This is a genomic window from Pseudomonas sp. D(2018), assembly GCF_005502555.1.
Classification (GTDB): Bacteria; Pseudomonadota; Gammaproteobacteria; order Pseudomonadales; family Pseudomonadaceae; genus Metapseudomonas; species Metapseudomonas resinovorans.
Window position 1 is genome coordinate 1 of sequence record NZ_SCOK01000012.1, and the last position, 23,679, is coordinate 23,679.

Annotated in this window: 20 protein-coding genes; 12 read left to right on the forward strand and 8 right to left on the reverse strand. The window is 64.3% G+C overall.

Features of this window, described 5'->3' with window-relative positions; genetic code table 11:
* Nucleotides 1–652 precede the first annotated feature (652 nt).
* From arcD to FFS60_RS10215, 5 genes are all read left to right on the forward strand, one after another.
* On the forward strand, nt 653–2,080 hold the full coding sequence (gene arcD, locus FFS60_RS10195; protein WP_028626766.1) for an arginine-ornithine antiporter: 1,428 nt from the start codon (nt 653–655) through the stop codon (nt 2,078–2,080).
* A 19-nt stretch (nt 2,081–2,099) separates the two neighbouring features.
* Entirely contained in the window at nt 2,100–3,350 is a 1,251-nt protein-coding gene (arcA, locus tag FFS60_RS10200; protein WP_028626767.1) for an arginine deiminase, read from the forward strand.
* A 103-nt stretch (nt 3,351–3,453) separates the two neighbouring features.
* A complete protein-coding gene (locus FFS60_RS10205; protein WP_028626768.1) occupies nt 3,454–4,464 on the forward strand; it encodes an ornithine carbamoyltransferase in 1,011 nt (336 codons plus the stop codon).
* 72 nt (nt 4,465–4,536) lie between these two features.
* Nucleotides 4,537–5,469, forward strand: coding sequence for a carbamate kinase (gene arcC, locus FFS60_RS10210; protein WP_028626769.1), 933 nt, complete (start codon nt 4,537–4,539; stop codon nt 5,467–5,469).
* 278 nt (nt 5,470–5,747) lie between these two features.
* A complete protein-coding gene (locus FFS60_RS10215; RefSeq protein ID WP_137821918.1) occupies nt 5,748–7,655 on the forward strand; it encodes a beta-ketoacyl synthase in 1,908 nt (635 codons plus the stop codon).
* A 144-nt stretch (nt 7,656–7,799) separates the two neighbouring features.
* On the opposite strand, the gene cysQ is transcribed toward FFS60_RS10215, so the two are convergent.
* Together cysQ and nudE are read right to left on the reverse strand one after the other, a co-directional pair.
* A complete protein-coding gene (gene cysQ, locus FFS60_RS10220; protein WP_028626771.1) occupies nt 7,800–8,621 on the reverse strand; it encodes a 3'(2'),5'-bisphosphate nucleotidase CysQ in 822 nt (273 codons plus the stop codon).
* The gene (gene nudE / locus FFS60_RS10225; protein ID WP_028626772.1) at nt 8,618–9,184 is read right to left on the reverse strand and encodes an ADP compounds hydrolase NudE; all 567 of its coding nucleotides are present in this window, start codon (nt 9,182–9,184) and stop codon (nt 8,618–8,620) included. Before nudE ends, cysQ begins: the two co-directional genes overlap by 4 nt.
* 129 nt (nt 9,185–9,313) lie before the next feature.
* On the opposite strand from nudE, the gene yrfG reads away from it, so the two are divergent.
* The gene (gene yrfG, locus FFS60_RS10230; protein WP_137821919.1) at nt 9,314–9,976 is read left to right on the forward strand and encodes a GMP/IMP nucleotidase; all 663 of its coding nucleotides are present in this window, start codon (nt 9,314–9,316) and stop codon (nt 9,974–9,976) included.
* Between the two features lie 5 nt (nt 9,977–9,981).
* Here the strand turns inward: yrfG and lysM are convergent, their stop codons facing one another.
* Nucleotides 9,982–10,422, reverse strand: a complete 441-nt coding sequence (gene lysM, locus FFS60_RS10235) for a peptidoglycan-binding protein LysM (RefSeq protein WP_028626774.1) — start codon at nt 10,420–10,422, stop codon at nt 9,982–9,984.
* Between the two features lie 129 nt (nt 10,423–10,551).
* Here lysM and FFS60_RS10240 point away from each other — a divergent pair, with 129 nt between their 5' ends.
* From FFS60_RS10240 to FFS60_RS10260, 5 genes are all read left to right on the forward strand, one after another.
* A complete protein-coding gene (locus tag FFS60_RS10240) occupies nt 10,552–11,448 on the forward strand; it encodes a LysR family transcriptional regulator (protein ID WP_028626775.1) in 897 nt (298 codons plus the stop codon).
* 96 nt (nt 11,449–11,544) lie between these two features.
* Nucleotides 11,545–12,390: a formate dehydrogenase accessory sulfurtransferase FdhD gene (gene fdhD / locus FFS60_RS10245; protein ID WP_137821920.1), complete on the forward strand. Its 846-nt coding sequence runs from the start codon at nt 11,545–11,547 to the stop codon at nt 12,388–12,390.
* Complete coding sequence (locus FFS60_RS10250; protein WP_137821921.1) at nt 12,387–14,708, forward strand: FdhF/YdeP family oxidoreductase; 2,322 nt, start codon at nt 12,387–12,389, stop codon at nt 14,706–14,708. The genes fdhD and FFS60_RS10250 overlap by 4 nt, the downstream gene beginning before the upstream one ends.
* Nucleotides 14,709–15,160: 452 nt before the next feature.
* Nucleotides 15,161–15,643, forward strand: coding sequence for a hypothetical protein (locus FFS60_RS10255; RefSeq protein ID WP_137821922.1), 483 nt, complete (start codon nt 15,161–15,163; stop codon nt 15,641–15,643).
* 172 nt (nt 15,644–15,815) lie between these two features.
* On the forward strand, nt 15,816–16,214 hold the full coding sequence (locus FFS60_RS10260) for a glycine zipper domain-containing protein (RefSeq protein WP_028626779.1): 399 nt from the start codon (nt 15,816–15,818) through the stop codon (nt 16,212–16,214).
* 59 nt (nt 16,215–16,273) lie between these two features.
* Here FFS60_RS10260 and sstT read toward each other — a convergent pair whose 3' ends face one another.
* From sstT to FFS60_RS10285, 5 genes are all read right to left on the reverse strand, one after another.
* Entirely contained in the window at nt 16,274–17,518 is a 1,245-nt protein-coding gene (gene sstT / locus FFS60_RS10265; protein WP_028626780.1) for a serine/threonine transporter SstT, read from the reverse strand.
* 350 nt (nt 17,519–17,868) lie between these two features.
* A complete protein-coding gene (locus tag FFS60_RS10270) occupies nt 17,869–18,306 on the reverse strand; it encodes a thioesterase family protein (RefSeq protein WP_028626781.1) in 438 nt (145 codons plus the stop codon).
* A 93-nt stretch (nt 18,307–18,399) separates the two neighbouring features.
* Nucleotides 18,400–19,563 (reverse strand): iron-containing alcohol dehydrogenase, encoded by a 1,164-nt coding sequence (locus FFS60_RS10275; protein WP_137821923.1) that lies wholly within the window; start codon nt 19,561–19,563, stop codon nt 18,400–18,402.
* A gap of 59 nt (nt 19,564–19,622) precedes the next feature.
* Nucleotides 19,623–21,413, reverse strand: coding sequence for an acyl-CoA dehydrogenase C-terminal domain-containing protein (locus FFS60_RS10280; RefSeq protein ID WP_137821924.1), 1,791 nt, complete (start codon nt 21,411–21,413; stop codon nt 19,623–19,625).
* A 2-nt stretch (nt 21,414–21,415) separates the two neighbouring features.
* Nucleotides 21,416–22,654: a 3-hydroxyacyl-CoA dehydrogenase gene (locus FFS60_RS10285; RefSeq protein WP_137821925.1), complete on the reverse strand. Its 1,239-nt coding sequence runs from the start codon at nt 22,652–22,654 to the stop codon at nt 21,416–21,418.
* Nucleotides 22,655–22,759: 105 nt separating this feature from the next.
* Between FFS60_RS10285 and FFS60_RS10290 the strand changes: the two genes are divergently transcribed.
* Nucleotides 22,760–23,659 carry a LysR family transcriptional regulator gene (locus tag FFS60_RS10290; protein ID WP_028626785.1) on the forward strand — a complete coding sequence of 300 codons (900 nt, stop codon included), beginning with the start codon at nt 22,760–22,762 and terminating at the stop codon, nt 23,657–23,659.
* The last annotated feature ends 20 nt before the right edge of the window (nt 23,660–23,679 follow it).

Below are 23,679 nucleotides of genomic sequence, written 5' to 3' on the forward strand. Positions count from 1 at the left end.
CGGGCTGTTTCTGGATCACCGCCCAAGGCCCTCAAGGCCGAGGACGGTGAAGATCTGCAAGACCCGCTACCCGGTGGACCGCAATGCTGCTCCGCTTAAGTGAACAGCATTACGGCCCTGCGCCGGGCTTTTTCATGCGCGCGAGACGCGGGGCGATGTACCGGAGCAGAACGCCCCGAACGGGCGCTTTTCTCGCTTCTCAAGTTCGTAATTCAACGCCATTTCAGAAGTCGGACCTGATCCAAAAGACGCTCATCTGATGTCAATGTGCCTACGCGCGAACATGATTTCTCTTGTTGAAATTTCACGGCTTTCCTAATTAAAAAAACCCCACTTATAGCGAAATAAACGGGATTAATTCGTCAATTTCCTACAAGAAAAATAGTGCTTTCCCGTAGAAATCAATGCCATGCAAGTTGCAACTTGAAGGCCCTGCAAAACCGACTAGTTTGTATTAGGCGCCGCCTGGGATGGCTTGCCAAACCCTCTAGATTGCTAGTCCTGAGCCGCAATCCGCAGTAGCCCCCTTCCCTCCACGACAGCAAGGAAATTGTCAGAATGACACATTAGCCAGCTATTGATCTGGATCAGAACGCAGTCAAAAGACTGCGCGCTCAATAAGCACAGTTCCTACTTGGGATGGAGGTGCAAAATGTCAGAATCGTCCGACAAACTTAAACTAGGCGCTTTAGTGGCCCTGGTTGTCGGCTCAATGGTGGGCGGGGGTATTTTCTCGCTGCCGCAGAACATGGCTGCCAGTGCCGATGTCGGCGCCATTCTTATCGGTTGGGCCATTACCGCGGTGGGCATGCTCACCCTGGCATTCGTCTTCCAGACCCTGGCCAACCGCAAACCGGACCTCGACGGCGGGGTGTACGCCTACGCCAAGGCCGGGTTCGGCGACTACATGGGTTTCTCCTCGGCCTGGGGCTACTGGATCAGTGCCTGGCTGGGCAACGTCGGTTACTTCGTGCTGTTGTTCAGTACCCTGGGGTACTTCTTCCCGATCTTCGGCGAGGGCAACACGCTGGCGGCCATCATCGGCGCCTCCATCGTCCTCTGGGCCGTGCATTTCCTGGTGCTGCGCGGGATCAAGGAAGCGGCCTTCATCAACCTGGTGACCACCATCGCCAAGGTGGTGCCGCTGTTCCTGTTCATCCTCATCTGCCTGTTCGCCTTCAAGCTGGATATCTTCACCGCTGACATCTGGGGTTCGAAGAACATCGAGCTGGGCAGCGTGATGAACCAGGTGCGCAACATGATGCTGGTCACCGTCTGGGTGTTCATCGGCATCGAGGGCGCGAGCATCTTCTCCGCCCGCGCCGAGAAGCGCAGCGATGTGGGCAAGGCCACCGTGCTGGGCTTCATCATCGTGCTGTTGCTGCTGGTGCTGGTGAACGTGCTGTCCCTCGGCATCATGACGCAGCCGGAACTGGCCAAGCTGCAGAACCCCTCGATGGCGGCTGTGCTCAAGCACGTGGTCGGCGACTGGGGTGCGGTGCTGATCAGCGTCGGCCTGGTCATCTCCCTGGTCGGAGCCCTGCTCTCCTGGGTGCTGCTCTGCGCCGAGATCCTCTTCGCCGCGGCCAAGGACCACACCATGCCGGCCTTCATCCGCAAGGAGAACGCCAACCAGGTCCCGGCCAACGCCCTGTGGCTGACCAACGCGATGGTGCAGATCTTCCTGATCATCACGCTGTTCAGCGCCAGCACCTACCTGTCGCTGATCTACCTCGCCACCTCCATGATCCTGGTGCCCTACCTCTGGTCCGCCGCCTACGCGTTTCTACTGCCCCTGCGTGGCGAAGGCTACGAACAGGATGCCTCGGACCGGAACAAGGACCTGGTCATCGCGGCCATCGCGCTGATCTACGCCGTCTGGCTGCTGTACGCCGGTGGTGTGAAGTACCTGCTGCTCTCCGCCCTGCTTTACGCACCAGGCGTGATTCTCTTCGCCAAGGCCAAACGGGAAGTTGGCCAACCGGTATTCACCAATGTCGAGAAGCTGATCTTCGCCGCCGTGGTAATCGGCGCGCTCGTGGCGGCCTACGGGCTCTACGACGGCTTCCTGACCCTGTAACCCGTAAGGAGACCCTGCCATGTCCAAAGTCAAACTCGGCGTTCATTCGGAAGCCGGCAAGCTGCATAAGGTAATGGTCTGCTCGCCGGGGCTCGCACATATGCGCCTGACCCCCAACAATTGCGACGAGCTGCTGTTCGATGACGTGATCTGGGTGAACCAGGCCAAGCGCGACCACTTCGACTTCGTCACCAAGATGCGTGAGCGCGGCATCGACGTCCTGGAAATGCACAACCTGCTCACCGACATCGTGCAGAACAAGGAAGCCCTGAAGTGGATCCTCGATCGCAAGATCACCGCTGACCAGGTGGGTGTCGGCCTCACCAACGAAGTGCGCTCCTGGATCGAAGGCCTGGAGCCGCGCAAGATCGCCGAATTCCTCATCGGCGGCGTCGCCGGCTCCGACCTGCCGGAAAGCGAAGGCGTCAGCGCCATCAAGATGTACCGCGACTACCTGGGCCACTCCAGCTTCATCCTGCCGCCGCTACCCAACACCCAGTTCACCCGCGACACCACCTGCTGGATCTACGGTGGCGTGACCCTCAACCCGATGTACTGGCCGGCCCGTCGCCAGGAGACCCTGCTGACCACCGCCATCTACAAGTTCCACCCGACCTTCACCGAGGCCGAGTTCGAAGTCTGGTACGGCGACCCTGACAAGGACCATGGCATGTCCACCCTTGAAGGTGGCGACGTAATGCCCATCGGCAACGGCGTAGTGCTGGTCGGGATGGGCGAGCGGACCTCGCGCCAGGCCATCGGCCAGTTGGCTCAATCGCTGTTCGCCAAAGGCGCCGCGCAGAAAGTCGTCGTCGCCGGCCTGCCCAAATCGCGCGCCGCCATGCACCTGGACACCGTCTTCACCTTTTGCGACCGCGACCTGGTCACGGTCTTCCCGGAAGTGGTCAAGGAAATCGTGCCCTTCGTCCTGCGCCCGGATGAAAGCCGCCCGTACGGCATCGACATCCGCCGCGAGGACAAGGACTTCATCTCGGTGGTGGCCGAATCCCTCAACCTCAAGAAGCTGCGCGTGGTGCAGACCGGCGGCGACGCCTTCGAAGCCGAGCGCGAGCAGTGGGACGACGGCAACAACGTGGTCTGCCTGGAGCCCGGCGTGGTGGTCGGCTACGACCGCAACACCTACACCAACACCCTGCTGCGCAAGGCCGGTGTCGAAGTGGTCACCATCAGCGCCAGCGAACTCGGCCGCGGCCGTGGCGGCGGTCACTGCATGACCTGCCCGATCCTGCGCGACCCGATCGACTACTGAGTTGATATTCCACGGCGGCTCTCAACCCGGAGCCGCCCGCCTCGCCAGCCACGAGCTGTTCTGACGGGGCCAGGTTTCAAGCTGCCCACAAGGAGAAAGAACCATGGCTTTCAACATGCACAACCGTAACCTGCTCAGCCTGATGCACCACAGCACTCGCGAGCTGCGTTACCTGCTGGACCTGTCTCGCGACCTGAAGCGCGCCAAGTACACCGGTACCGAGCAACAGCACCTCAAAGGCAACAACATCGCGCTGATCTTCGAGAAGACCTCCACCCGTACCCGCTGCGCCTTTGAAGTGGCCGCCTATGACCAGGGCGCCAACGTCACCTACATCGACCCGAACTCTTCGCAGATCGGCCACAAAGAAAGCATGAAGGACACCGCCCGCGTGCTCGGCCGCATGTACGACGCCATCGAGTACCGTGGCTTCAAGCAGGAGATCGTCGAAGAACTGGCCACCTACGCGGGCGTGCCGGTGTTCAATGGCCTGACCGACGAATACCACCCGACCCAGATGCTCGCCGACGTGCTGACCATGCGCGAGCACAGCGACAAGCCCTTGCACGAGATCTCCTATGCCTACCTGGGCGACGCCCGCAACAACATGGGCAACTCCCTGCTGCTGATCGGCGCCAAGCTCGGCATGGATGTACGCATCGCCGCGCCGAAGGAACTGTGGCCGACCGACGAGCACGTCGCCGCCTGCAAGAAATTCGCCGAGGAAAGCGGCGCCCGCCTCACCATCACCGAAGACCCGAAAGTAGCGGTCAAGGGCGTGGACTTCATCCACACCGACGTCTGGGTGTCCATGGGTGAGCCGGTGGAAGCCTGGGGCGAACGCATCCAGGAGCTGCTGCCCTACCAGGTCAACATGGACATGATGAAAGCGGCCGGCAATCCGCGCGTGAAGTTCATGCACTGCCTGCCGGCGTTCCACAACAGCGAAACCAAGGTCGGCAAGGAAATCGCTGCCAAGTACCCGAACCTGAAGAACGGCATTGAAGTCACCGAAGACGTCTTCGAGTCCCCGTACAACATCGCCTTCGAGCAGGCGGAAAACCGCATGCACACCATCAAGGCGATCCTCGTTTCGACCCTCGCCGACATGTAAGTCCCGATACGCCCCGGACCGCGACGCGCTCGCCGGTCCGGGACGCATTTTCACCCTCAGGAGGAAATCACTATGCGTATCGTCGTCGCATTGGGCGGTAACGCCCTGCTGCGTCGTGGCGAACCCATGACTGCCGACAACCAGCGCGCCAACGTGAAGATTGCCGCCGAGCAGATCGCCAAGGTCGCGCCCGGCAACGAACTGGTGATCGCCCACGGCAACGGCCCCCAAGTCGGCCTGCTGGCCCTGCAGGGCGCGTCCTATGACAAGGTCACGCCCTACCCGCTGGACGTTCTCGGCGCCGAGACCGAAGGCATGATCGGCTACATGATCGAACAGGAAATGGGCAACCTGCTGCCGTTCGAAGTGCCATTCGCCACCCTCCTCACCCAGGTCGAAGTCGACGCCAAGGACCCGGCCTTCCAGAACCCGACCAAGCCGATCGGCCCGGTCTACTCCAAGGAAGAAGCCGAGGCCCTGGCCAAGGAGAAAGGCTGGAGCATCGCGCCCGACGGCGACAAGTTCCGCCGCGTGGTCGCCAGCCCGCGTCCCAAGCGCATCTTCGAGATTCGCCCGGTCAAGTGGCTGCTGGAGAAAGGCACCATCGTCATCTGCGCCGGTGGTGGCGGCATCCCGACCATGTATGACGAATCCGGCAAGAAGCTCTCCGGCGTCGAAGCGGTGATCGATAAAGACCTCTGCTCCTCGCTGCTGGCCGAGGAACTGGACGCCGACGTCCTGATCATCGCCACCGACGTCGATGCCGCCTATATCGACTGGGGCAAGCCGACCCAGAAAGCCATCGCCCAGGCCCACCCGGACGAGCTGGAGCGCCTCGGCTTCGCCGCTGGCTCCATGGGGCCGAAGGTCCAGGCGGCGATGGAATTCGCTCGCAACACCGGCAAGGACGCGGTGATCGGCTCCCTGGAAAACATCGTGGCCATCACCGAAGGCAAATCCGGTACCCGCGTTACCACCAGGAAGGCTGGTATCGAATACCGCTGATCGCGAACCACCCTCCCCCGTAGGGGCGAATTCATTCGCCCCTACGGCATTCCCCGCCCACCGGCCCCTCCTTTTCTCCATCCGCCGAATGACCATCGGAGTGACTTGATAGTCACACCCCGCGTCAGGTAGACATCCCATTCATTCGAGCTGCCACCTGGCTCATGCCACCTGGCCCGTGATGCTTGATGCCGCAAACTGCCGCCACCTGAGCGCGGCGCCCCGCGGCCAAGCCTGCCGGCCGGCATGAGATGGTCTTTTTGAGGAGTTTCCGAGAGATGTCCCGACTTCCAGTGATTGTGGGTTTTGGCGGCTACAACGCGGCCGGACGAAGCTCGTTTCACCACGGTTTCCGTCGCATCGTGATCGAGACGCTGGACACACAGGCCCGTCAGGAGACCCTGGCTGGCCTCGCCGTGATGATGAAGCTGGTTTCCGTGACCGACGGCCAGTACCTGGATGCCGACGGCAAGGCCCTGACCCTGGCCGAGATCGAGACCCGCTACACCACCGAAATCCTCGACTCCACCCTGGTACGCCGCATCGGCAAGCAACACCTGGACGTGGACGCCGCCCACTGGCACAAGAGCCTCACGGCCCAGGTCGGTGACAACCAGGCCCTCAGCTTCACCACATCGCGCAAGCAACTGCCCGAACCGCTGCCCGCCAATTGGGACGTGGAAGCCCTGGATAACGGTGAAGTCCGGGTGACTCTCCAGGGCACCTGCGACTTCAAGGTGGACAGCTACCGCGAACTGCCGGTGAAGTCCGCCGGGCAGCTGCCCACCGGCTTCGAGCCGGGCGAGCTGTACAACTCGCGCTTCCACCCGCGCGGCTTGCAAATGTCCGTGGTCGCCGCAACCGACGCCATCCGTTCCATCGGCCTGCCGTGGAAGAGCATCGTCGACCGCGTGCAACCGGACGAGATCGCCGTGTTCTCCGGCAGCATCATGAGCCAGCTGGACGAGAACGGCTTCGGTGGCCTGATGCAATCGCGCCTCAAGGGCAGCCGCGTCAGCGCCAAGCAGCTGCCGCTGGGCCTGAACACCATGCCCGCCGACTTCATCAATGCCTACGTGCTGGGTAGCGTCGGTACCACTGGCAGCGTCACCGGCGCCTGCGCCACCTTCCTCTACAACCTGCAGAAGGGCATCGAGCTCATCACCTCCGGCCGCTCCCGCGTGGTCCTGGTGGGTAACGCCGAGGCACCGATCAACCAGGAATGCATCGACGGTTACGGCGCCATGGGCGCCCTGGCCACCGAAGAAGGCCTGCGCCAGGTGGGCGGCCGCGAGGACGTCGACTTCCGCCGCGCCAGCCGTCCGTTCGGCGAGAACTGTGGCTTCACCCTGGCAGAGTCCAGCCAGTACGTAGTGCTGATGGATGACGAACTGGCGCTGGAACTGGGCGCCGATATCCACGGCGCAGTGACCGATGTCTTCATCAACGCCGACGGCTTCAAGAAATCCATTTCCGCCCCCGGCCCGGGCAACTACCTGACCCTGGCCAAGGCCGTGGCCGCCGCCACCCAGCTGATTGGCCCGGACGGTGTGCGCGAACGCAGCTTCGTCCACGCCCACGGCTCCAGCACCCCGGCCAACCGCGTGACCGAATCCGAGCTGCTGGACCGCGTTGCCGGCGCCTTTGGCATCGATGAATGGCCGGTCGCCGCCGTGAAGGCCTACCTCGGCCACTCCCTGGCCACCGCCAGCGGCGACCAGGTGATCGCCGCCCTGGGCACGTTCAAGTACGGCATCCTCCCGGGCATCAAGACCATCGACCGGGTGGCCGACGACGTGCACCGCCAGCACCTGTCCATCGAAACCCGTGACCGTGTCCTGGGCGAGCGCCAGCTGGACGTCTGCTTCATCAACTCCAAGGGCTTCGGCGGCAACAACGCCACCGGTGTGGTCATCTCCCCGCGCCTGGCCGAGAAGATGCTGAAGAAACGCTACGGCGAAACCGCCTTTGCCGCCTACGTGGCCAAACGCGAGCAGACCCGCGCCAACGCCGAGGAATACGACCGCCGCGCCCGCCTGGGCGAGTTCGACATCATCTACAACTTCGGCAACGACCTGATCGACGAGCAGCAAATCGAACTGAGCCCTGAGGGCATCCAGGTGCCCGGCTTCGCCCAGACGCTGCGCTACCGGAAGGACGAGCGTTTCGCCGACATGCTCGACTGAAACCGCTACTCGGCGCCGCGAGCCTGCGAAACCCGTCGATTGCGGTGATGGGTTTCGCTTCGCTCTACGCCATCCTACGAATCTTGTATGAAGCGACAGCCATGAAAAAGGGCCCCTCGGGGCCCTTTCTCGTTTCCGGTGTTTTCAGTCCAGCGCACGCGCCAGCTGAATCAGCTCCGCCCGCCATTCGGCGGCTGCCGGCAACGCCAGGAAGGACGGATTGAGGAAACCCTCGCGGGCTTCATAGGTAAGCGCCTTGCCGGAAAGATCCAGCACCTCGCCGCCAGCGCCTTCGAGCACGCCCTGAGCGGCGGCTGTGTCCCACTGGGAAGTGGGGGCCAGGCGCGGGTAGCAATCCGCAGAGCCCTCGGCCAGCAGGCAGAACTTCAGCGAGCTGCCGATACTGGCCAGTTGCAGATCACCGAAGCGCTCACACAGCCACGCCAACAGACGCTCCTGGGCCGGGCTCGAATGACGCTTGCTGGCGACCACGGTGAAGGCTTCGTCCGGCGCGATGCGTACGGTGATTTCGTCGGCTTCGAACTCCTCATCCTGACTCCAGGCGCCAAGGCCGGCACCGCCGTAGTAGCAGCGTCCGGTGACCGGCATGCCGACCACACCGAACACCACCCGGCCGCCTTCGATCAGCGCCACGTTGACGGTGAACTCTTCGCTGCCCGCGATGAATTCCTTGGTGCCATCCAGTGGGTCCACCAGCCACCAACGCTGCCAGCTGGCACGCTCGGCCAGGGGGATATTCGCCGCCTCTTCGGAAAGCACCGGAATGCTCGGATCCAGTGCTGCGAGGCCGGCGTCCAGCACTTTGTGAGCCGCGAGATCAGCAGCGGTAACAGGAGAGGCGTCGTCCTTCTCGGTAACGTCCAGTTCGCCGCGCCAGAAAGGCAGGATGGCGTCACCCGCCTGGCGCACCAGTTCGATCACGGCGGGAAGCAAGGGATGGTTCAAGGTTGGTACTCCCCACGTTGGGTCAGGATGTCTCGGGTCAGGTAGAGCGCGGCCAGGGCGCGGCCTTCGCTGAATTGTTGGTGCTGGGCGAGGCTGGACAGTTCGCGCAGGCTGATGCGGTCGACCCGCAGCGGTTCGGGCTCGTCGCCCGGCAGGCTCTCCTCGAAAAGATCGCGAGCCAGGACCACCTGGATCTTCTGGCTCATGTAGCCAGGGGAGAGGGACAGTTCGGTGAGGTGCTCCAACTGGCGCGCGCCAAACCCGGCCTCTTCCTTGAGTTCACGGTTGGCGGCGGCGAGCACCTCCTCGCCTGGCTCGATCAAGCCCTTGGGCAGGGACAACTGGTAGTCGTCGGTGCCGGCGCAGTACTCCTCCACCAGCAGTACGTGTTCGGCATCAGCCATGGCCACCACCATCACGGCGCCGTAGCCGGCGCCTTTGCCAACCAAGCGTTCGTATGTGCGTTCGACGCCATTGGCGAAGCGCAATTGCAGCTCCTCGACACGGAACAGGCGGCTGCTGGCGACTATCTCGCGAGCGAGCACCGTGGGCTTCTGACGCATAACGGACTCCTTGGCATGACCGGCGGGTTATCATACCCCGCCTTTGCCCAATGTCCCCGCTGGAGATTGCGTGCCAGCGACGGCCAGCGACGTAACGGCGACAGCCCACCGGAACGACCGACAGCACCCATGCCATCACTGCCCTGGAACGACATCGACACCGTCCTGCTCGACATGGACGGCACCCTGCTCGACCTGCACTTCGATAACCACTTCTGGATGGAGTACCTGCCGCAGCGCTATGCCGAGCACCACGGCATCAGCCGCGAGCTGGCCGACGCCGAGCTGCTGCCGCTGTTTCGCGACAACGCCGGGCAACTGAACTGGTACTGCACGGACTTCTGGAGTCGCGAGCTGCGCCTGTCGATCCGCGAACTCAAGCGCGAGGTGGCGCACCTGATCGCCCTGCGCCCGGATGCCGACCTCTTCCTCGCCGCCCTGCGACGCTCGGGCAAGCGCGTGGCACTGATCACCAACGCCCACCGCGACTCCCTGTCGCTGAAGATGGAGCGAGTCCAGCTCGCCCCCTGGTTCGACCGCCTGATCAGCTCCCACGACTACGGCTTTCCCAAGGAAGACCAGCAGTTCTGGCACGCCCTGCAACAGGACTTCGGCTTCGATGCAGCGCGCAGCCTGTTCATCGACGACAGCCTGCCGGTCCTGCGCAGTGCGCGACAGTACGGCATCGCCCAACTGCTGGCGGTACGCGAGCCGGACAGCCGCAAGGGCCCGAAGGACACCGAGGAATTCGCGGCAGTGGACAGCTACCGGACCCTCGTCGAGGATTTGTAGGGACCCTATTCAGGAATACGCAGTACCTGCCCCGGATAGATCTTGTCCGGATGCGAAAGCATCGGTTTGTTGGCCTCGAAGATCTTCATATAGGCATTGGCGTTGCCGTACTCAGTCTTGGCAATGGCGCTCAGGGTGTCCCCCTTCTTCACCGTGACGAAGCGGGCCGGCGCCACGGCGGGTGCACTGACGCTGATCTGATCCTCGACCTGGGCCACACCTTCGACGTTGCCCAAGGCCAGGAGGATCTTCTCCTTCTCTTCCTGGGTCGCCACTTCACCACGGGCGATCACCTTGTCACCCTCCACCGTCAGCTCGATGGCCGGATTGCCCAGCCCCACCTTGGCCACGTGCTCCTTCAACGTCTCGGCGGCCTGCGCCTCCTGCCCTACCAGGGTTTCCCACAGTTTCACACCCGCTTCTTTGACAAAGTCGAAGATGCCCATGACAGATCCTCTCGTTCCATAGGGATGGCGCGCCCGGCGCCTGGGAAGTGCAAGTCTAGACGGCCGTTCCAGTTCGACCTCCCCGCGGCGACGACAGGCTAGAATCCATGCCCTGATCAAGGAGCCGGCATGGACATCAAGCAACTGAAGTTCCTCATCGCCCTGGAAGAGACCCGCCACTTCGGCCAGGCCGCCGCGCGCTGCCACGTCACCCAACCGACACTGTCGATGCGCCTGCGCAGCCTCGAAGAAGAACTGGGGCTGGAACTGGTTGTCCGTAGTCAGCGCTTCGAGGGCTTCACCGACGCCGGCCTGCGCGTGCTGGCCTGGGCGCGCACGCTGCTGGCGGCCCACGATGGCCTCTATGCCGAGGCGGCAGCCTGCCGCGGCCAACTGGTCGGCACCCTGCGCCTGGGCATGGTGCCGCTGGCCGGCTTCGACCCCATGCGCCTGGTGCAAGCCTTCTCCGGCCCGCACCCGAGCCTGCGCTTCCAGCTGTTCTCCCTGAGCTCCGAACAGATTCTCGAAGGCCTGGCGCGCAACCAGCTGGACCTGGGCCTTTCCTACCTCGACCGCCTGGACCGCGAGCACTTCGAAAGCCTGGAACTGGCCCAGACCCGCATGGGCCTGCTGCACGACCGCCGCCACTTCAGTTTCGACATCCCCGCATTGCCCTGGGAAAGCCTGGTGGACCTGCCCCTGGGGCTGCTCTTCGGCGGCATGCACTTTCGCCAGTCCATCGACCATGGCTTTCGCAGCCGTGGCCTCTCGCCTCAGCCCAGACTGGAGACCGACGCCGTCCACCAGCTGCTGCAAGCCGTCAGTGCCGGCCTGTGCTGCGCCATCATGCCGCTGGACAGCGGCCTCGACGACTTCACTGAACACCTGGCGCTGACCCCCATCGAAGACGCCCGTACCCTCGCCCCGCTGGGCCTGATCCTGCGCCGTGGCGCGCCCCGCTCGGCCCTGGCGGATGCCTGCTTCTCCGAAGCGCGGACCTTGTTGGGGCTCGATTCCGCCTCATGATAAACGCGCTCGATCACTGAATCGGGAATAGCGATTAGACGCCCTTGCCAGAGGGGCCTAGGATGGCTGAGTCAATCCGTCGCAGGGGGCAATTCGATGCCAAACCCAGACGCCAAGCGCCATCTCACCGCTGTGGATAACCCACCCGCACCCACTGGCTACCAATATGCCGAGTTGGACGCCGCCGCACGCGTAGAGGATGCCGACCTGGCGGAAGAATGCGCCCTGGCGATTTCCTACAACGGCATCAGCTACGCCGTCATGATGGTTTCCCCGAGTGCCTTGGAAGACTTCGTCGCGGGCTTCAGCCTGAGCAGCGCGGTGGTGCAGTCCATCGACGACATCTATGACATCCAGATCGAAGGCGAAGGTATCGCCCTGCACGCCGAAGTGGACATTGGCAATCGCGCCTTCTGGTCGCTCAAGGAACAGCGCCGCAACCTGGCCGGCACCACCGGCTGTGGCCTCTGCGGCGTGGAAGCGCTGGAACAGGCGCTGCCTGAGCTGCGCTCGCTGGACCCGGCCCCCCTGCCGCCAGCCGAACACTTCCGCGACCTGCGCCAGCGCATCAACCAGGCGCAGGAATTGGCCCGGCGCAGTGGCGCCCTGCACGCCGCGCTGTTCGTCGATGCCCGCGGGGAACTGCGCCTGTGCCGTGAAGACATCGGCCGCCACAACGCCCTCGACAAACTCATCGGCGCCCTGCTGCGCCAAGGCCTGGACCCACGCGCGGGTTTCGCCGTGGTCACCAGCCGCTGCAGCCTGGAACTTATCCACAAGGCGGTGCGCGCCGGCCTGTCCACCCTGGTCAGCCTCTCCGCGCCCACCAGCCTGACCGTGGAATGGGCACGCCGGCACCACCTCAACCTCATCCACCTGCCCCACCATAGCGCCCCACGGGTCTACAGCCCGGCGCCAGAAGCGAAAGCCCCGAAAGAATGAGCCTGCAACCCGTACAACCCCGCTACAAACCCTACAAGGGCGCCGCGGCCGGCTGGGGTGCGCTGAAGAGCGTCACCCGCTTCTGGCTGGACAGCAAACAGCCGTTCAAAAACCTGCGCGCCTTGCTCAAGACCAACCAGAGCGGCGGCTTCGACTGCCCCGGCTGCGCCTGGGGCGACTCCCCCGAGGACGGTCGCATCAAGTTCTGTGAGAACGGTGCCAAGGCCGTCAACTGGGAAGCCACCAAGCGCCGGGTGGATGCCGCCTTCTTTGCGCGCTACAGCGTCAGCCAGTTGCGCGAGCAGAGCGACTACTGGCTCGAGTACCAGGGCCGCCTGACCCAGCCCATGCGCTACGACCGCCAGACCGACCACTATGTGCCGGTCAGCTGGGAGCACGCCTTCGCCCTCGTCGCCCGGTACCTCCGCAACCTGGAAAGCCCGCACCAGGCCGAGTTCTATACCTCCGGCCGCGCCAGCAACGAGGCAGCCTACCTCTACCAGCTGTTCGTCCGCGCCTTCGGCACCAACAACTTCCCCGACTGCTCGAACATGTGCCACGAGGCCAGTGGCGTAGCCCTGGGCCAGAGCGTTGGCGTGGGCAAGGGCAGCGTGACCTTCCACGACTTCGAACATGCCGATGCCATCTTCGTGCTTGGCCAAAACCCGGGCACCAACCACCCGCGCATGCTCGAACCGCTGCGCGAAGCGGTGAAGCGCGGCGCCCAGGTGGTCTGCTTCAACCCGCTCAAGGAGCGCGGTCTGGAGCGCTTCCAGCATCCGCAGCACGCCCTGGAAATGCTCAGCAACGGCTCACGGCCGCTGAACACCGCCTTCTTCCGTCCGGCACTGGGTGGCGACATGGCCGCCATCCGCGGTATCGCCAAGTTCCTGCTGCAATGGGAACGCGAGGCCCAGGCGAACGGCGAGGCGCCGGTGTTCGACCACGCGTTCATCACCGAGCACACAGACGGTGTCGACGCCTACCTGAGCGAACTGGACGCCACGCCCTGGACGCAGATCGAACAACAATCCGGCCTGACCCTGGATGAGATCGAGATTGCCGCGCGTATCTACCGCAACGCCGGCAGCGTGATCATCTGCTGGGCCATGGGCATCACCCAGCATCGCCACTCGGTGGCGACCATCCAGGAAATCGTCAACCTGCAACTGCTGCGCGGCAATGTCGGCCGCCCCGGCGCCGGCCTCTGCCCGGTGCGCGGCCACAGCAACGTGCAGGGCGACCGCACCATGGGCATCAACGACCGGCCGCCGGCAGCGCTGCTCGATGCCCTGGAGAAGCGCTTCGGCTTCCGGGTCCCTCGGGACAATGGCCACAACACGGTGGAAGCGATCAACGCCATGCTCGATGGCCACGCGAAGGTGTTCATCGGCCTGGGCGGCAACTTCGCCCAGGCCACACCGGACAGCCCGCGCACCCATGCCGCGCTACAGCGTTGCGATTTGACGGTACAGATCAGCACCAAGCTCAACCGCAGCCACCTGACCGTCGGCCAGGAAGCGCTGATCCTCCCCTGCCTCGGCCGCACCGATATCGACCGGCAGGCCGAAGGCCCGCAAGCAGTGACGGTGGAAGACTCCTTCAGCATGATCCATGCGTCCTACGGTCAACTGGAGCCCTCCTCCCGCGAGATGCGCTCCGAGCCGGCCATCATCGCCGGCATCGCCAAGGCCACCCTGGGCAACCACCCGGTGGACTGGGACGCCCTGGTCGCCCACTACGACCGCATCCGCGAGCTGATCGCCGACACGATTCCCGGCTTCGAGGACTTCAACCACCGCGTGCAGCACCCGGGCGGCTTCTACCTGGGCAATACCGCCAATGCGCGGCAATGGAGCACGCAGAGCGGCCGCGCCAACTTCATGGCCGCTCCACTGCCGGCTGACCTGCTCCACGAAAAGGTACGCAGTACCGGCGAGAAGCCGCACCTGATCCTCCAGACTCTGCGCTCGCACGACCAGTACAACACCACCATCTACGGCCTGGACGACCGCTACCGCGGCGTACGTGGCCAACGCGAAGTGGTCTTCGCCAACGAGGCAGACATCCGCCGCCTGGGCTTCGAGCCGGGGCAGAAGGTGGACATGGTGACCTTGTGGGACGACGGCGTGGAGCGCCGGGTATCCGGTTTCAGCCTGTTGGCCTTCGACATTCCAACCGGGCAAGCCGCCGCCTACTACCCGGAAACCAACCCGCTAGTGCCGCTGGAAAGCTACGGCGAGGGCAGCTACACCCCCACCTCCAAGTTCGTGGCCATCCGCCTCGAAGCCTCCCGCGACAACGGCCGCATCCTCTGAGGATGCGGCTCCGGACCGGCACCTGCCGGGTCCGGAGCCGCTGGCCGGCGCACGATACTCACCAAGGTATCCACTCGAAATTTCCGCGCGCACGCTACCCTGCCGCCGCGCAACAGTGAGGCGCAAGCCAGTCTTTAACTGCAGTAAGGGAAGTTTGTTTATCTAACTTGTTTCCGGCAGAAACAATTTGAAATAGGGAATTAATGCCTATATAAAGTTCCGACGGAACTTTATTTGATTGGGCACTTTGCCAGCATTGCGGGTGGCGTAAAGAGCAGGAATGACGCGGGCGGGAATAGGTCTCAGACAGCCCGACTCGGAAAAAGTTCTGCCGGCAAATCAAGCAATTAAAAAAATAAGAAAAGTTAGTGCTTTTCGTCGTCCGACACTTGCGTAAGTTAATTCCCACAGCAAATATCGCCTCACCAAAAACCACTGAGGCGATCCTCACCATGAAGTACACCTCGATCCTTCTCCTGTCTCTTGGCCTGGCCAGCGGCAGCGTCTTCGCAGGCGGCAATACCGATGCCGGTATTGGTGGTGCGCTGGGCGGGGTCCTGGGTTCCGTGGTCGGCAATGCCGTGGGCGGCAGCACCGGCGCAGCCATCGGCGCTGGCGTAGGTGGTGCCGCGGGTGGTGCAGTCGCTGCCCCGCGCCGCAACCGTACTGAAGCCGCCATCGGCGGTGGCCTCGGCGCCGCCGGCGGTCAAGTCGTCGGCCGGCAGATGGGCGGAACCACCGGCGGCCTGATCGGCGCAGCCCTGGGCGGCGGCGCTGGCGGCGCTCTGGGCAACTACTACGGCGACAAGAGCTACGACGACGACTACGACGATCGCCGCCACTATCGCGAGTCCCGCCACAAGCACCGTCACGGCAATGGCTGGGGCCATCGCAAGCACAAGCATCGTCATCGCCACCACGACTGGGATGATTGATCACCGCGACAACTAGAAAAAGCCCGCTTCCAGCGGGCTTTTTCCACAGACCTGAGGCCTGGTCGAGCGACGACCGGTCCCCTTCCGAATCCATAATCTGACCTGTGTCATGGGGCCCTTGGCGTTGCCGCGGGACCATGGACATCCCCCTTCGAAACGGAGAATCAGCACGATGCGCAAAGCAGTAACCGCCCTCGCCCTCAGCCTACTGGCAACCCAGGTCGTTGTAGCCGGCGAGACCACCAACAACGCCATCGGCGGCGGCCTCGGCGGCGCCCTGGGCAACGTTGTCGGCAATGCCGTCGGCGGCAGCACCGGCGCGGCAATTGGCGCCGGCCTGGGTGGTGCAGCCGGTAGCGCCATGACCGCCAAGAGCGGCAAGAAGACCGAAGCCGCCATCGGCGGCGGCCTGGGCGCAGCGGGCGGCTCGGTAGCCGGTCGCGCACTGGGCGGCTCCACCGGTTCCGCTATCGGCGCGGGCCTCGGCGGCGCGGCAGGTGGTGCCATCGCCACCGAACTGACCAAGGACGATCACGACGGTCACCGCAAGCACCGCAAGCATCGCCACTGATCGATGCGCCCATGAAAAAGCCCGGCACGCGTGCCGGGCTTTTTCGTTTCAGGCGGGGATCAACCGATCTGCTCGGCGCGCGCCTCGCTCACATCACCGCTGGCCATGCAGGCGGCCGCGGTGAAGAGTGCGTCAGTGGAGGAGTTCAGTGCCGTTTCGGCAGCGTCCTGGAGGATGCCGATGATGAAGCCAACGGCCACCACTTGCATCGCCACTTCGCTGGGGATGCCGAACAGGCTGCACGCGAGCGGAATCAGCAACAGCGAGCCGCCAGCCACGCCGGAAGCGCCGCAGGCGCAGATGGAAGCCACAACGCTGAGCAGGATGGCGGTGGGGATGTCCACCTGGATACCGAGCGTGGTCACCGCTGCCAGGGTCAGCACGGTAATGGTGATAGCGGCACCGGCCATGTTGATCGTGGCGCCCAGCGGGATGGATACCGAGTAGGTGTCCTCGTGCAGGCCCAGCTTTTCGCACAACTGCAGGTTGACCGGAATGTTGGCTGCCGAGCTGCGGGTGAAGAAGGCGGTGATGCCGCTTTCACGCAGGCAGGTCAGCACCAGCGGGTAGGGGTTGCGACGAATCTTCCAGAGCACGATCAGCGGGTTCACCACGAAGGCCACGAACAGCATGCAGCCCAGCAGCACCGCCAGCAGGTGGGCATAGTCGGCTAGCACGCCAACACCGTTCTCCGCCAGGGTCGAAGCCACCAGACCGAAGATACCCAGCGGCGCGAAGCTGATCACCACACGGACGATCAACGACACACCGTGGGACAGGTCGCTGAACACGTTGCGGGTGGTTTCGCTGCCCTGGCGAATGGCAATGCCCAGGCCCACGGCCCAAACCAGGATGCCGATGAAGTTGGCCTCCATCAGTGCCTTGACCGGGTTGGCCACAGCACTGGACAGCAGACTCAACAGCACCTCGGAGATACCTGCCGGCGGTGCCACGTCAGTGGCTGCTGTGGTCAGCGTCAAGGTGGACGGGAACAGGCTGCTCGCCATTACCGCCACCACGGCAGCGGAGAAGGTGCCGATCAGGTAGAGGACGAGAATCGGGCGGATCTGGGTGCGCTCACCCGGTTTGTGGTTGGCGATGGCCGCTGTCACCAGGATGAAAACCAGGATCGGTGCAACCGCTTTCAGCGCAGTGACGAAGAGCGTGCCGAGCAGGCCAACGGCGCTGGCGTACTCGGGCGAAGTCAGGGCGAGGGCGATGCCGGCGATCAGACCGATGACGATCCGGGTCACCAGGCTGGTGCGTTTCAAGCGTTGCAGGATGGAGCCGTTTGCGTGAGTCATGGCAGGTACCGCTGAACGTCGGGCCGTGCACTGGCTGGCCCAGAGTGGACATTGAACCCCGATGACACCTCGCCTTCACTGCCGCAGATCAGCGAAAAAGAAAGCGCCGCGCCGCGTGGTGAATCACCTCGCAGCCGGACGGGTCGTTTCGAGTTTGGCGCGCATTGTGCGGATTCGCACTGCGGATGGGTAGAGCGGACAGACGGTCGGGCCGCTGGATGTCGCTATTTCAGCCGTTTCGGGTCGACTGGGTGAAAGTTGGCTGTAGGGGGGAATTCATTCGCCATGCAGACCGCAGGTCTGCCCCTGAATCTCTCGAGGGCAGTTGCTTTCCCCCGTGGTGACCGGGATCAGCCCTCCACCACCAGCTCCGCCAGCGCCGCGCGCAGTTGCTCGGGGATCGGCACCGGCCGATTGCTCTCGCGGTCGACGAACACGTGCACGAATCGCCCGGCCGCACAGGCTTCGTCTTCGCCCTGCTTGAAGATCGCCAGTTCATATTGCACCGAGCTGTTGCCGAGCTTGCCCACACGCAGACCCACTTCGATGCGGTCAGGAAAAGCGATGGAGGCGAAGTAGTCGCAAGAGGAACTGACCACGAAGCCCACCACGTTGCCGTCATGGATATCCAGGCCGCCCTGCTCGATCAGGTAGGTGTTCACCGCGCTGTCGAAGTAGCCGTAATACACCACGTTGTTCACATGGCCATAGATGTCGTTGTCGTGCCAGCGCGTGGTGATGGGCTGGAAGTGGCGGTAGTCGACACGCAGGTGCTGGGGTTGGCTCATGGGGTTCCCTGGGTTCGGTTGGGTCGATTCCTGTAGGAGCGAGCTTGCTCGCGAACGGATGCATTCGCCAACAAACAGGCTCCTACAGGAGGCTCAGTAGGCCGCCTGGTAAATGGCCAGGGCCTGGGCCTCACTGACCTCGCGCGGATTATTCACCAGCAGCCGCTGTTGCAACATGGCGTCGCTGGCCAGCTTGCCCAGCATGTCCTGCGGCACGCCGGCTTCTCGCAAGCGTGTCGGCAGGCCACTGCGGGCGCTGAAATCGGCCAGTTCGAGGATCAACTGTTCGGTGAGTTGGGCGTCGCTACCGGGTTTGAGCTTGCTCCCGAGCACCAGGGGCGCCAGCTCCGCATAGAGCGGCGCGGCCACCTCGGCGTTGAAACCCAGCACATGGGGCAGCACCAGCGCGTTGGACAGCCCGTGGGGAATATGGAAGTGCCCGCCCAGGGGATACGCCAGGGCATGCACAGCCGCCACCGGGGCGTTGGCGAATGCCTGGCCGGCAAGACAGGCGCCCAGCAACATGGCCTGGCGGGCCTCACGGTTGCGGCCGTTGTGTACCACCGTATCCAGATTACCGGCCAGCAGGCGCAAGGCCTCGCGGGCCAGCAGGTCGGACAGCGGGTTCTTCTTCAACTTGCTGGTGTAGGCCTCGATGGCATGGACCATCGCGTCGATTCCGGTGGCCGCAGTTACCGCCGCCGGCAGGCCAAGCGTCAGGTCCGCGTCCAGCAATGCCAGGTCCGGCAACAGCAGCGGCGACACCACGCCCATCTTGGTGGTCTCGCCGGTGGTGACGATGGCAATGGGGGTTACCTCGGAGCCGGTTCCGGCAGTGGTCGGCACCTGCAGCAACGGCAGGCGCCGACCCCGCGCGTTGCCCACGCCATAGATATCCGCCAGCCCCTGGCGACATTCCGGGTGCGCCAGCAGGGCCACCAGCTTGGCCACATCCATGGAGCTGCCACCGCCGAAGCCCACCACCAGTTCCGCATCGAGGGTCCGCGCCAGCGCCACCGCCTCCAGCACGATGGCTTCCGGTGGATCGGCCTGGACGCGGTCGTAGACGGCAACGGTCAGGCCGGCGGCGGCGAAACCGGGAAGGACCTCATCGAGCAGGCCGAAATGCGTAATCCCCGGGTCGGTGATCAGCAGCACACGCTGGGCGCCGCGCTCGCGGCACAGCTCGGCCAGGCGCACGGCCGAACCGGATTCGCAGAGAATCTGCGCGGTGGTGGCAAAACTGAAGGGCTGCATCTTGGCGTCCTCCTTTGTTGTGTGTGCGCCGCGATGGCGCGGCGCGCAGAGTGGCAGGCTCAGAACGCGAAATGCGCCTCAGGCAACGCCATCAGGCAATCCGCGCCACCCAACAGGGCTTCACGGTGACCGCTGGCACGCGGCAGCACACGGCGCATGTAGAAGCGCGCGCTGTGCAGTTTGGCCTGGTAGAAATCCACGTCGGACGTGCCCGCGTCCAATGCGTCCTGGGCACGGGCCGCAGCCAGCAACCAGAACCCTGCCAATAGCACATAGGCCGAGTATTGGAGGAAGTCCACCGAGGCGGCGCCGATTTCCTCCGGGTCCTCCCGTACCCGATCCAGCAAGGTGACGGTCAGGGCACGCCATTCCTGCAGGCGTGCCAATACCGCGCCGGCCAGCTCGGCCAGTTCCCCACGGCTGGCCTGGGCATCGGCCAAGGCAGCGAACTCATCCTGCAACGCGGCCAGCTCGGTGCCGCCGTCACCCATCAGTTTGCGGCGGATCAGGTCGAGCGCCTGGATGCCATTGGTGCCTTCGTAGATCTGCGTGATGCGGCTGTCGCGCATCAGCTGTTCCATGCCCCACTCGCGGATGAAGCCGTGACCTCCATAGATCTGCACACCCAGGCTGGCCACCTCCTGCCCCATGTCGGTGAGGAAGGCTTTGACGATGGGGATCAGCAGTGCCGCGCGGCGACCGGCCGCCTTGCGCTGCGCGACGTCCGGGTGCCCGTGCTCCAGGTCCAGTTGGCGTGCGCAATAGGCGGCCAGCATGCGGCTGCCTTCCACCAGGGTCTTCTGGGTCAGCAGCATGCGCCGCACGTCGGGGTGGTGGATGATCGGGTCAGCGGGCTTGTCCGGGGCCGCCGGGCCACTGAGGGCGCGCGACTGCAGGCGTTCACGGGCATAGGCCAGGGCCCCCTGGAAGGCCTGTTCGCCAATGCCGAGCCCTTGCAGGCCGACCTGGAAGCGCGCGTCGTTCATCATGGTGAACATGCAGGCCAGGCCCTGGTTGGCTTCGCCGATCAGCCAGCCGGTGGCGCCGTCGAAGTTCATCACGCAGGTGGCCGCGCCCTTGATGCCCATCTTGTGCTCGATGGCGCCGCAACCCAGGGCGTTCTTAGTCCCCGGCGTGCCGTCGGGGTTGGCAATGAACTTGGGCACCAGCAGCAGGCTGATGCCCTTCACCCCGGCAGGGGCATCCGGCAGGCGCGCCAGCACCAGGTGGACGATGTTCTCGGAAAGGTCCTGCTCACCGCCGCTGATGAAAATCTTGCTGCCGCTGACCTTGTAGCTGCCATCGGCCTGTGGCTCGGCGCGGGTGCGCAGCAGGGCCAGGTCGGTGCCGGCCTGGGGCTCGGTCAGGCACATGGTGCCGGCCCATTGGCCACTCACCAGCTTTTCCAGGTAGGCCTGCTTGAGTGCGTCGCTGCCGTGCTTGTGCAGCGCCACCACGGCGCCTTCGGTGAGGCCGGAGTAGACGCGGAAAGACAGGCTGGCACCCATCAGCATCTCGTGGAAGTTGCAGGCCACCATCTGCGGGAAGCCCTGGCCACCAAACTCCTGCGGCCCGGTCATGCTCGCCCAGCCGTTGTCGCAATACTGCCGATACGCCTCGCGGAAGCCCTGGGGCGTGGTCACCGCGCCCTGCACCAGGGTCACGCCTTCCTCGTCGCTGTTACGGTTGAGCGGTGAAACCACTTCGCCGGCATAGCGCGCGCCTTCTTCCAGCACGCCGTCGATCAGCTCGCGGTCCAGGCCGTTGGCCAGCAGCTCGCAGTGGCTGGAAACGTCGAAGAGTTCGTGAAGCACAAAGCGCATGTCGCGCAGGGGTGCCTTGTAAGCCATGTTCAGGACTCCTGTTGGAAATCGGCAAAACGGCCATCGGATTTAGCCAGCCGGCGAATCAACTCCGCCGGTTGCCAGTGGGTGCCGAAGCGCTCGGCCAAGGCATCCAGGCGCCCGCGAATGGCAGGCAGCCCCTGGCTGTCGGCCCAGGTCATGGGGCCGCCCTTGTCCGCCGGGAAGCCGTAGCCATTGAGGTAAACGGTGTCGATATCAGCGCTGGAAGTGGCGATGCCTTCTTCGAGAATCTTCGCCCCTTCGTTGACCAGGGCCAGCAGGCAACGCTCGAGGATTTCCTCCGGGCCGATATCGCGACGGCGGAAGCCGAGTTGCTCGGAAACCTGCAGCACCAGGGCATCCACTTCCGGGTCGTGTTCGGCCTTACGGCTGCCTTCGGCGTAGCGGTAGTAGCCCATGCGCGCCTTCTGGCCGAAGCGACCGAGGCCGCAGAGGCGGTTGTCCACCTGGACCGCCGGGTCGTCCTGGCCTTTGCCGGCCAATTCGCGGGCGCGCCACTCCAGGTCGATGCCCACCACGTCGTACATGCGGAACGGGCCCATGGCGAAACCGAAGCCTTGCAGGGCGCTATCCACCTGGTGCGGGAAGGCGCCCTCCAGCAGCATCATCCGCGCCTCGCGCACGTAGGTGTGAAGCATGCGGTTACCGATGAAACCCTTGCAGTTCCCCGCCACCACACTGACCTTGCCCATGCGCTGGCCCAGTTCCAGGGTGGCGGCGAGAACGGCTGGGGCGGTGCGGGCGCCGCGGACGATTTCCAGCAGCTTCATGATGTGCGCCGGGCTGAAGAAGTGCAGGCCGAGGACCTGCTCCGGGCGCTGGGTGATGGCGGCAATGGCGTCGATGTCCAGGGCTGAGGTATTGCTGGCGAGGATGGCGTCCGGCTTCAGGCGGGCATCCAGTTCACGGAAGATGGCTTGCTTGAGTTCGAGGTTTTCAAACACCGCCTCGATCACCAGGTCGACCTCCGCCAGGTCGTCGTAGCTGCCCACCGCCTGGATGCGCGCCACGCGCTCGGCAGCCTGGGCCTCGCTGACGCGCCCCTGGCGCACGCTGTGGGCGTAGGTGTCGGCAACCGCCCCCAGGGCTTGCTCGAGCATCTGCGGGTTGTTGTCCAGCCAGCGGACCTCAAGGCCGGCGCTGGCCAGGCTCATGACGATACCGCGGCCCATGGTGCCGGCGCCGATCACGGCGGCCCGCTGGATGTTGAATACGCTCTGGGTCATGGGTGGCCCTCTTGTTGTTCTGATGGGGAGACAAAATCGCCAATCACCTTAAGGAAGCCGGTACTATTTTTGAAATTTAGTCTTGTGATACGTGGCATTCCCCCGGTGAATATCTCCAACTTCGATCTCAACCTCCTGCGGGTGCTGGACGCCCTGCTGCGCGAGCGCAACGTCTCCCGCGCGGCGGAGCGCCTGTCCCTCAGCCAGCCGGCGGTGAGCAATGCACTCAACCGCCTGCGCGAACTGCTCGGCGACCCGCTTCTGGTACGCGTGGGCCGGGCGATGCAGCCCACGCCGCGGGCGCTGGCCCTGGAAACGCCCATTCGCGCTGCGCTCAAACAGATCGAACAGAGCCTGGTGGTCGGCGAAGGCTTCGACCCGGCGCGCAGTCGCCAGCGCTTCACCATTGCGCTGACCGACTACGTGGAGCTGATCTGCATGCCACGCTTGCTGCAGCAACTGGCCGAAGAAGCGCCGGGGGTGAAGATCGCCATCCGCCATTTGTCCCCCAGCCTGCCCTCTGCGGCGCTGGACCAGGGTGAGCTGGACCTGGTGCTGGGCCGCTTCGAAAGCATTCCGTCACGCTTCGCCAGCCGCCGCTGGATGAGCGAGACGCTGCGCCTGGTGGCCCGCCACGACCACCCGCAATTGCAGGAGGCGCCCGACCTGTCCAGCTTCCTCAGGCTACGTCACCTCTGGGTACACGGTGGCCAGACCAAAGGCATGGTCGATCAGTGGCTGGGGGAGCAGGGCCTGGCGCGGGACATCGTCTACACCACGCCGAACTACCTGCAGGCAGCGCATATCGTGGCCGGTACCGACCTTACCGTGGTGCTGCCGGCGCGGCTGGCCCAGCACTTCGCCAGCCTGTTGCCCTTGCGGGTGCAGCCCCTGCCCTTCGCCCTCGGCCCCTTCCATCTCGACCTGGTGAGCGTGGCCCAGCGTGAGGAGGACGAAGCGCTGCAATGGCTGATCGAACGCTTGATGGCCATTGGGCGTCTGTAGGATGGGTCGGGCGGCGTTCC

Excerpts from the sequence above, each read along its gene's own strand:
- nudE (WP_028626772.1), bottom strand. The coding sequence starts at position 9,184 with ATGCGTCAGAAGCCCACGGTGCTCGCTCGCGAGATAGTCGCCAGCAGC.
- FFS60_RS10255 (WP_137821922.1), top strand. The coding sequence starts at position 15,161 with ATGAAGTACACCTCGATCCTTCTCCTGTCTCTTGGCCTGGCCAGCGGC.
- lysM (WP_028626774.1), bottom strand. The coding sequence starts at position 10,422 with ATGGGCATCTTCGACTTTGTCAAAGAAGCGGGTGTGAAACTGTGGGAA.
- arcA (WP_028626767.1), top strand. The coding sequence starts at position 2,100 with ATGTCCAAAGTCAAACTCGGCGTTCATTCGGAAGCCGGCAAGCTGCAT.
- FFS60_RS10280 (WP_137821924.1), bottom strand. The coding sequence starts at position 21,413 with ATGGCTTACAAGGCACCCCTGCGCGACATGCGCTTTGTGCTTCACGAA.
- FFS60_RS10240 (WP_028626775.1), top strand. The coding sequence starts at position 10,552 with ATGGACATCAAGCAACTGAAGTTCCTCATCGCCCTGGAAGAGACCCGC.
- yrfG (WP_137821919.1), top strand. The coding sequence starts at position 9,314 with ATGCCATCACTGCCCTGGAACGACATCGACACCGTCCTGCTCGACATG.
- sstT (WP_028626780.1), bottom strand. The coding sequence starts at position 17,518 with ATGACTCACGCAAACGGCTCCATCCTGCAACGCTTGAAACGCACCAGC.
- FFS60_RS10275 (WP_137821923.1), bottom strand. The coding sequence starts at position 19,563 with ATGCAGCCCTTCAGTTTTGCCACCACCGCGCAGATTCTCTGCGAATCC.
- arcC (WP_028626769.1), top strand. The coding sequence starts at position 4,537 with ATGCGTATCGTCGTCGCATTGGGCGGTAACGCCCTGCTGCGTCGTGGC.
- FFS60_RS10205 (WP_028626768.1), top strand. The coding sequence starts at position 3,454 with ATGGCTTTCAACATGCACAACCGTAACCTGCTCAGCCTGATGCACCAC.
- FFS60_RS10215 (WP_137821918.1), top strand. The coding sequence starts at position 5,748 with ATGTCCCGACTTCCAGTGATTGTGGGTTTTGGCGGCTACAACGCGGCC.
- FFS60_RS10260 (WP_028626779.1), top strand. The coding sequence starts at position 15,816 with ATGCGCAAAGCAGTAACCGCCCTCGCCCTCAGCCTACTGGCAACCCAG.
- FFS60_RS10250 (WP_137821921.1), top strand. The coding sequence starts at position 12,387 with ATGAGCCTGCAACCCGTACAACCCCGCTACAAACCCTACAAGGGCGCC.
- FFS60_RS10285 (WP_137821925.1), bottom strand. The coding sequence starts at position 22,654 with ATGACCCAGAGCGTATTCAACATCCAGCGGGCCGCCGTGATCGGCGCC.
- arcD (WP_028626766.1), top strand. The coding sequence starts at position 653 with ATGTCAGAATCGTCCGACAAACTTAAACTAGGCGCTTTAGTGGCCCTG.
- fdhD (WP_137821920.1), top strand. The coding sequence starts at position 11,545 with ATGCCAAACCCAGACGCCAAGCGCCATCTCACCGCTGTGGATAACCCA.
- FFS60_RS10270 (WP_028626781.1), bottom strand. The coding sequence starts at position 18,306 with ATGAGCCAACCCCAGCACCTGCGTGTCGACTACCGCCACTTCCAGCCC.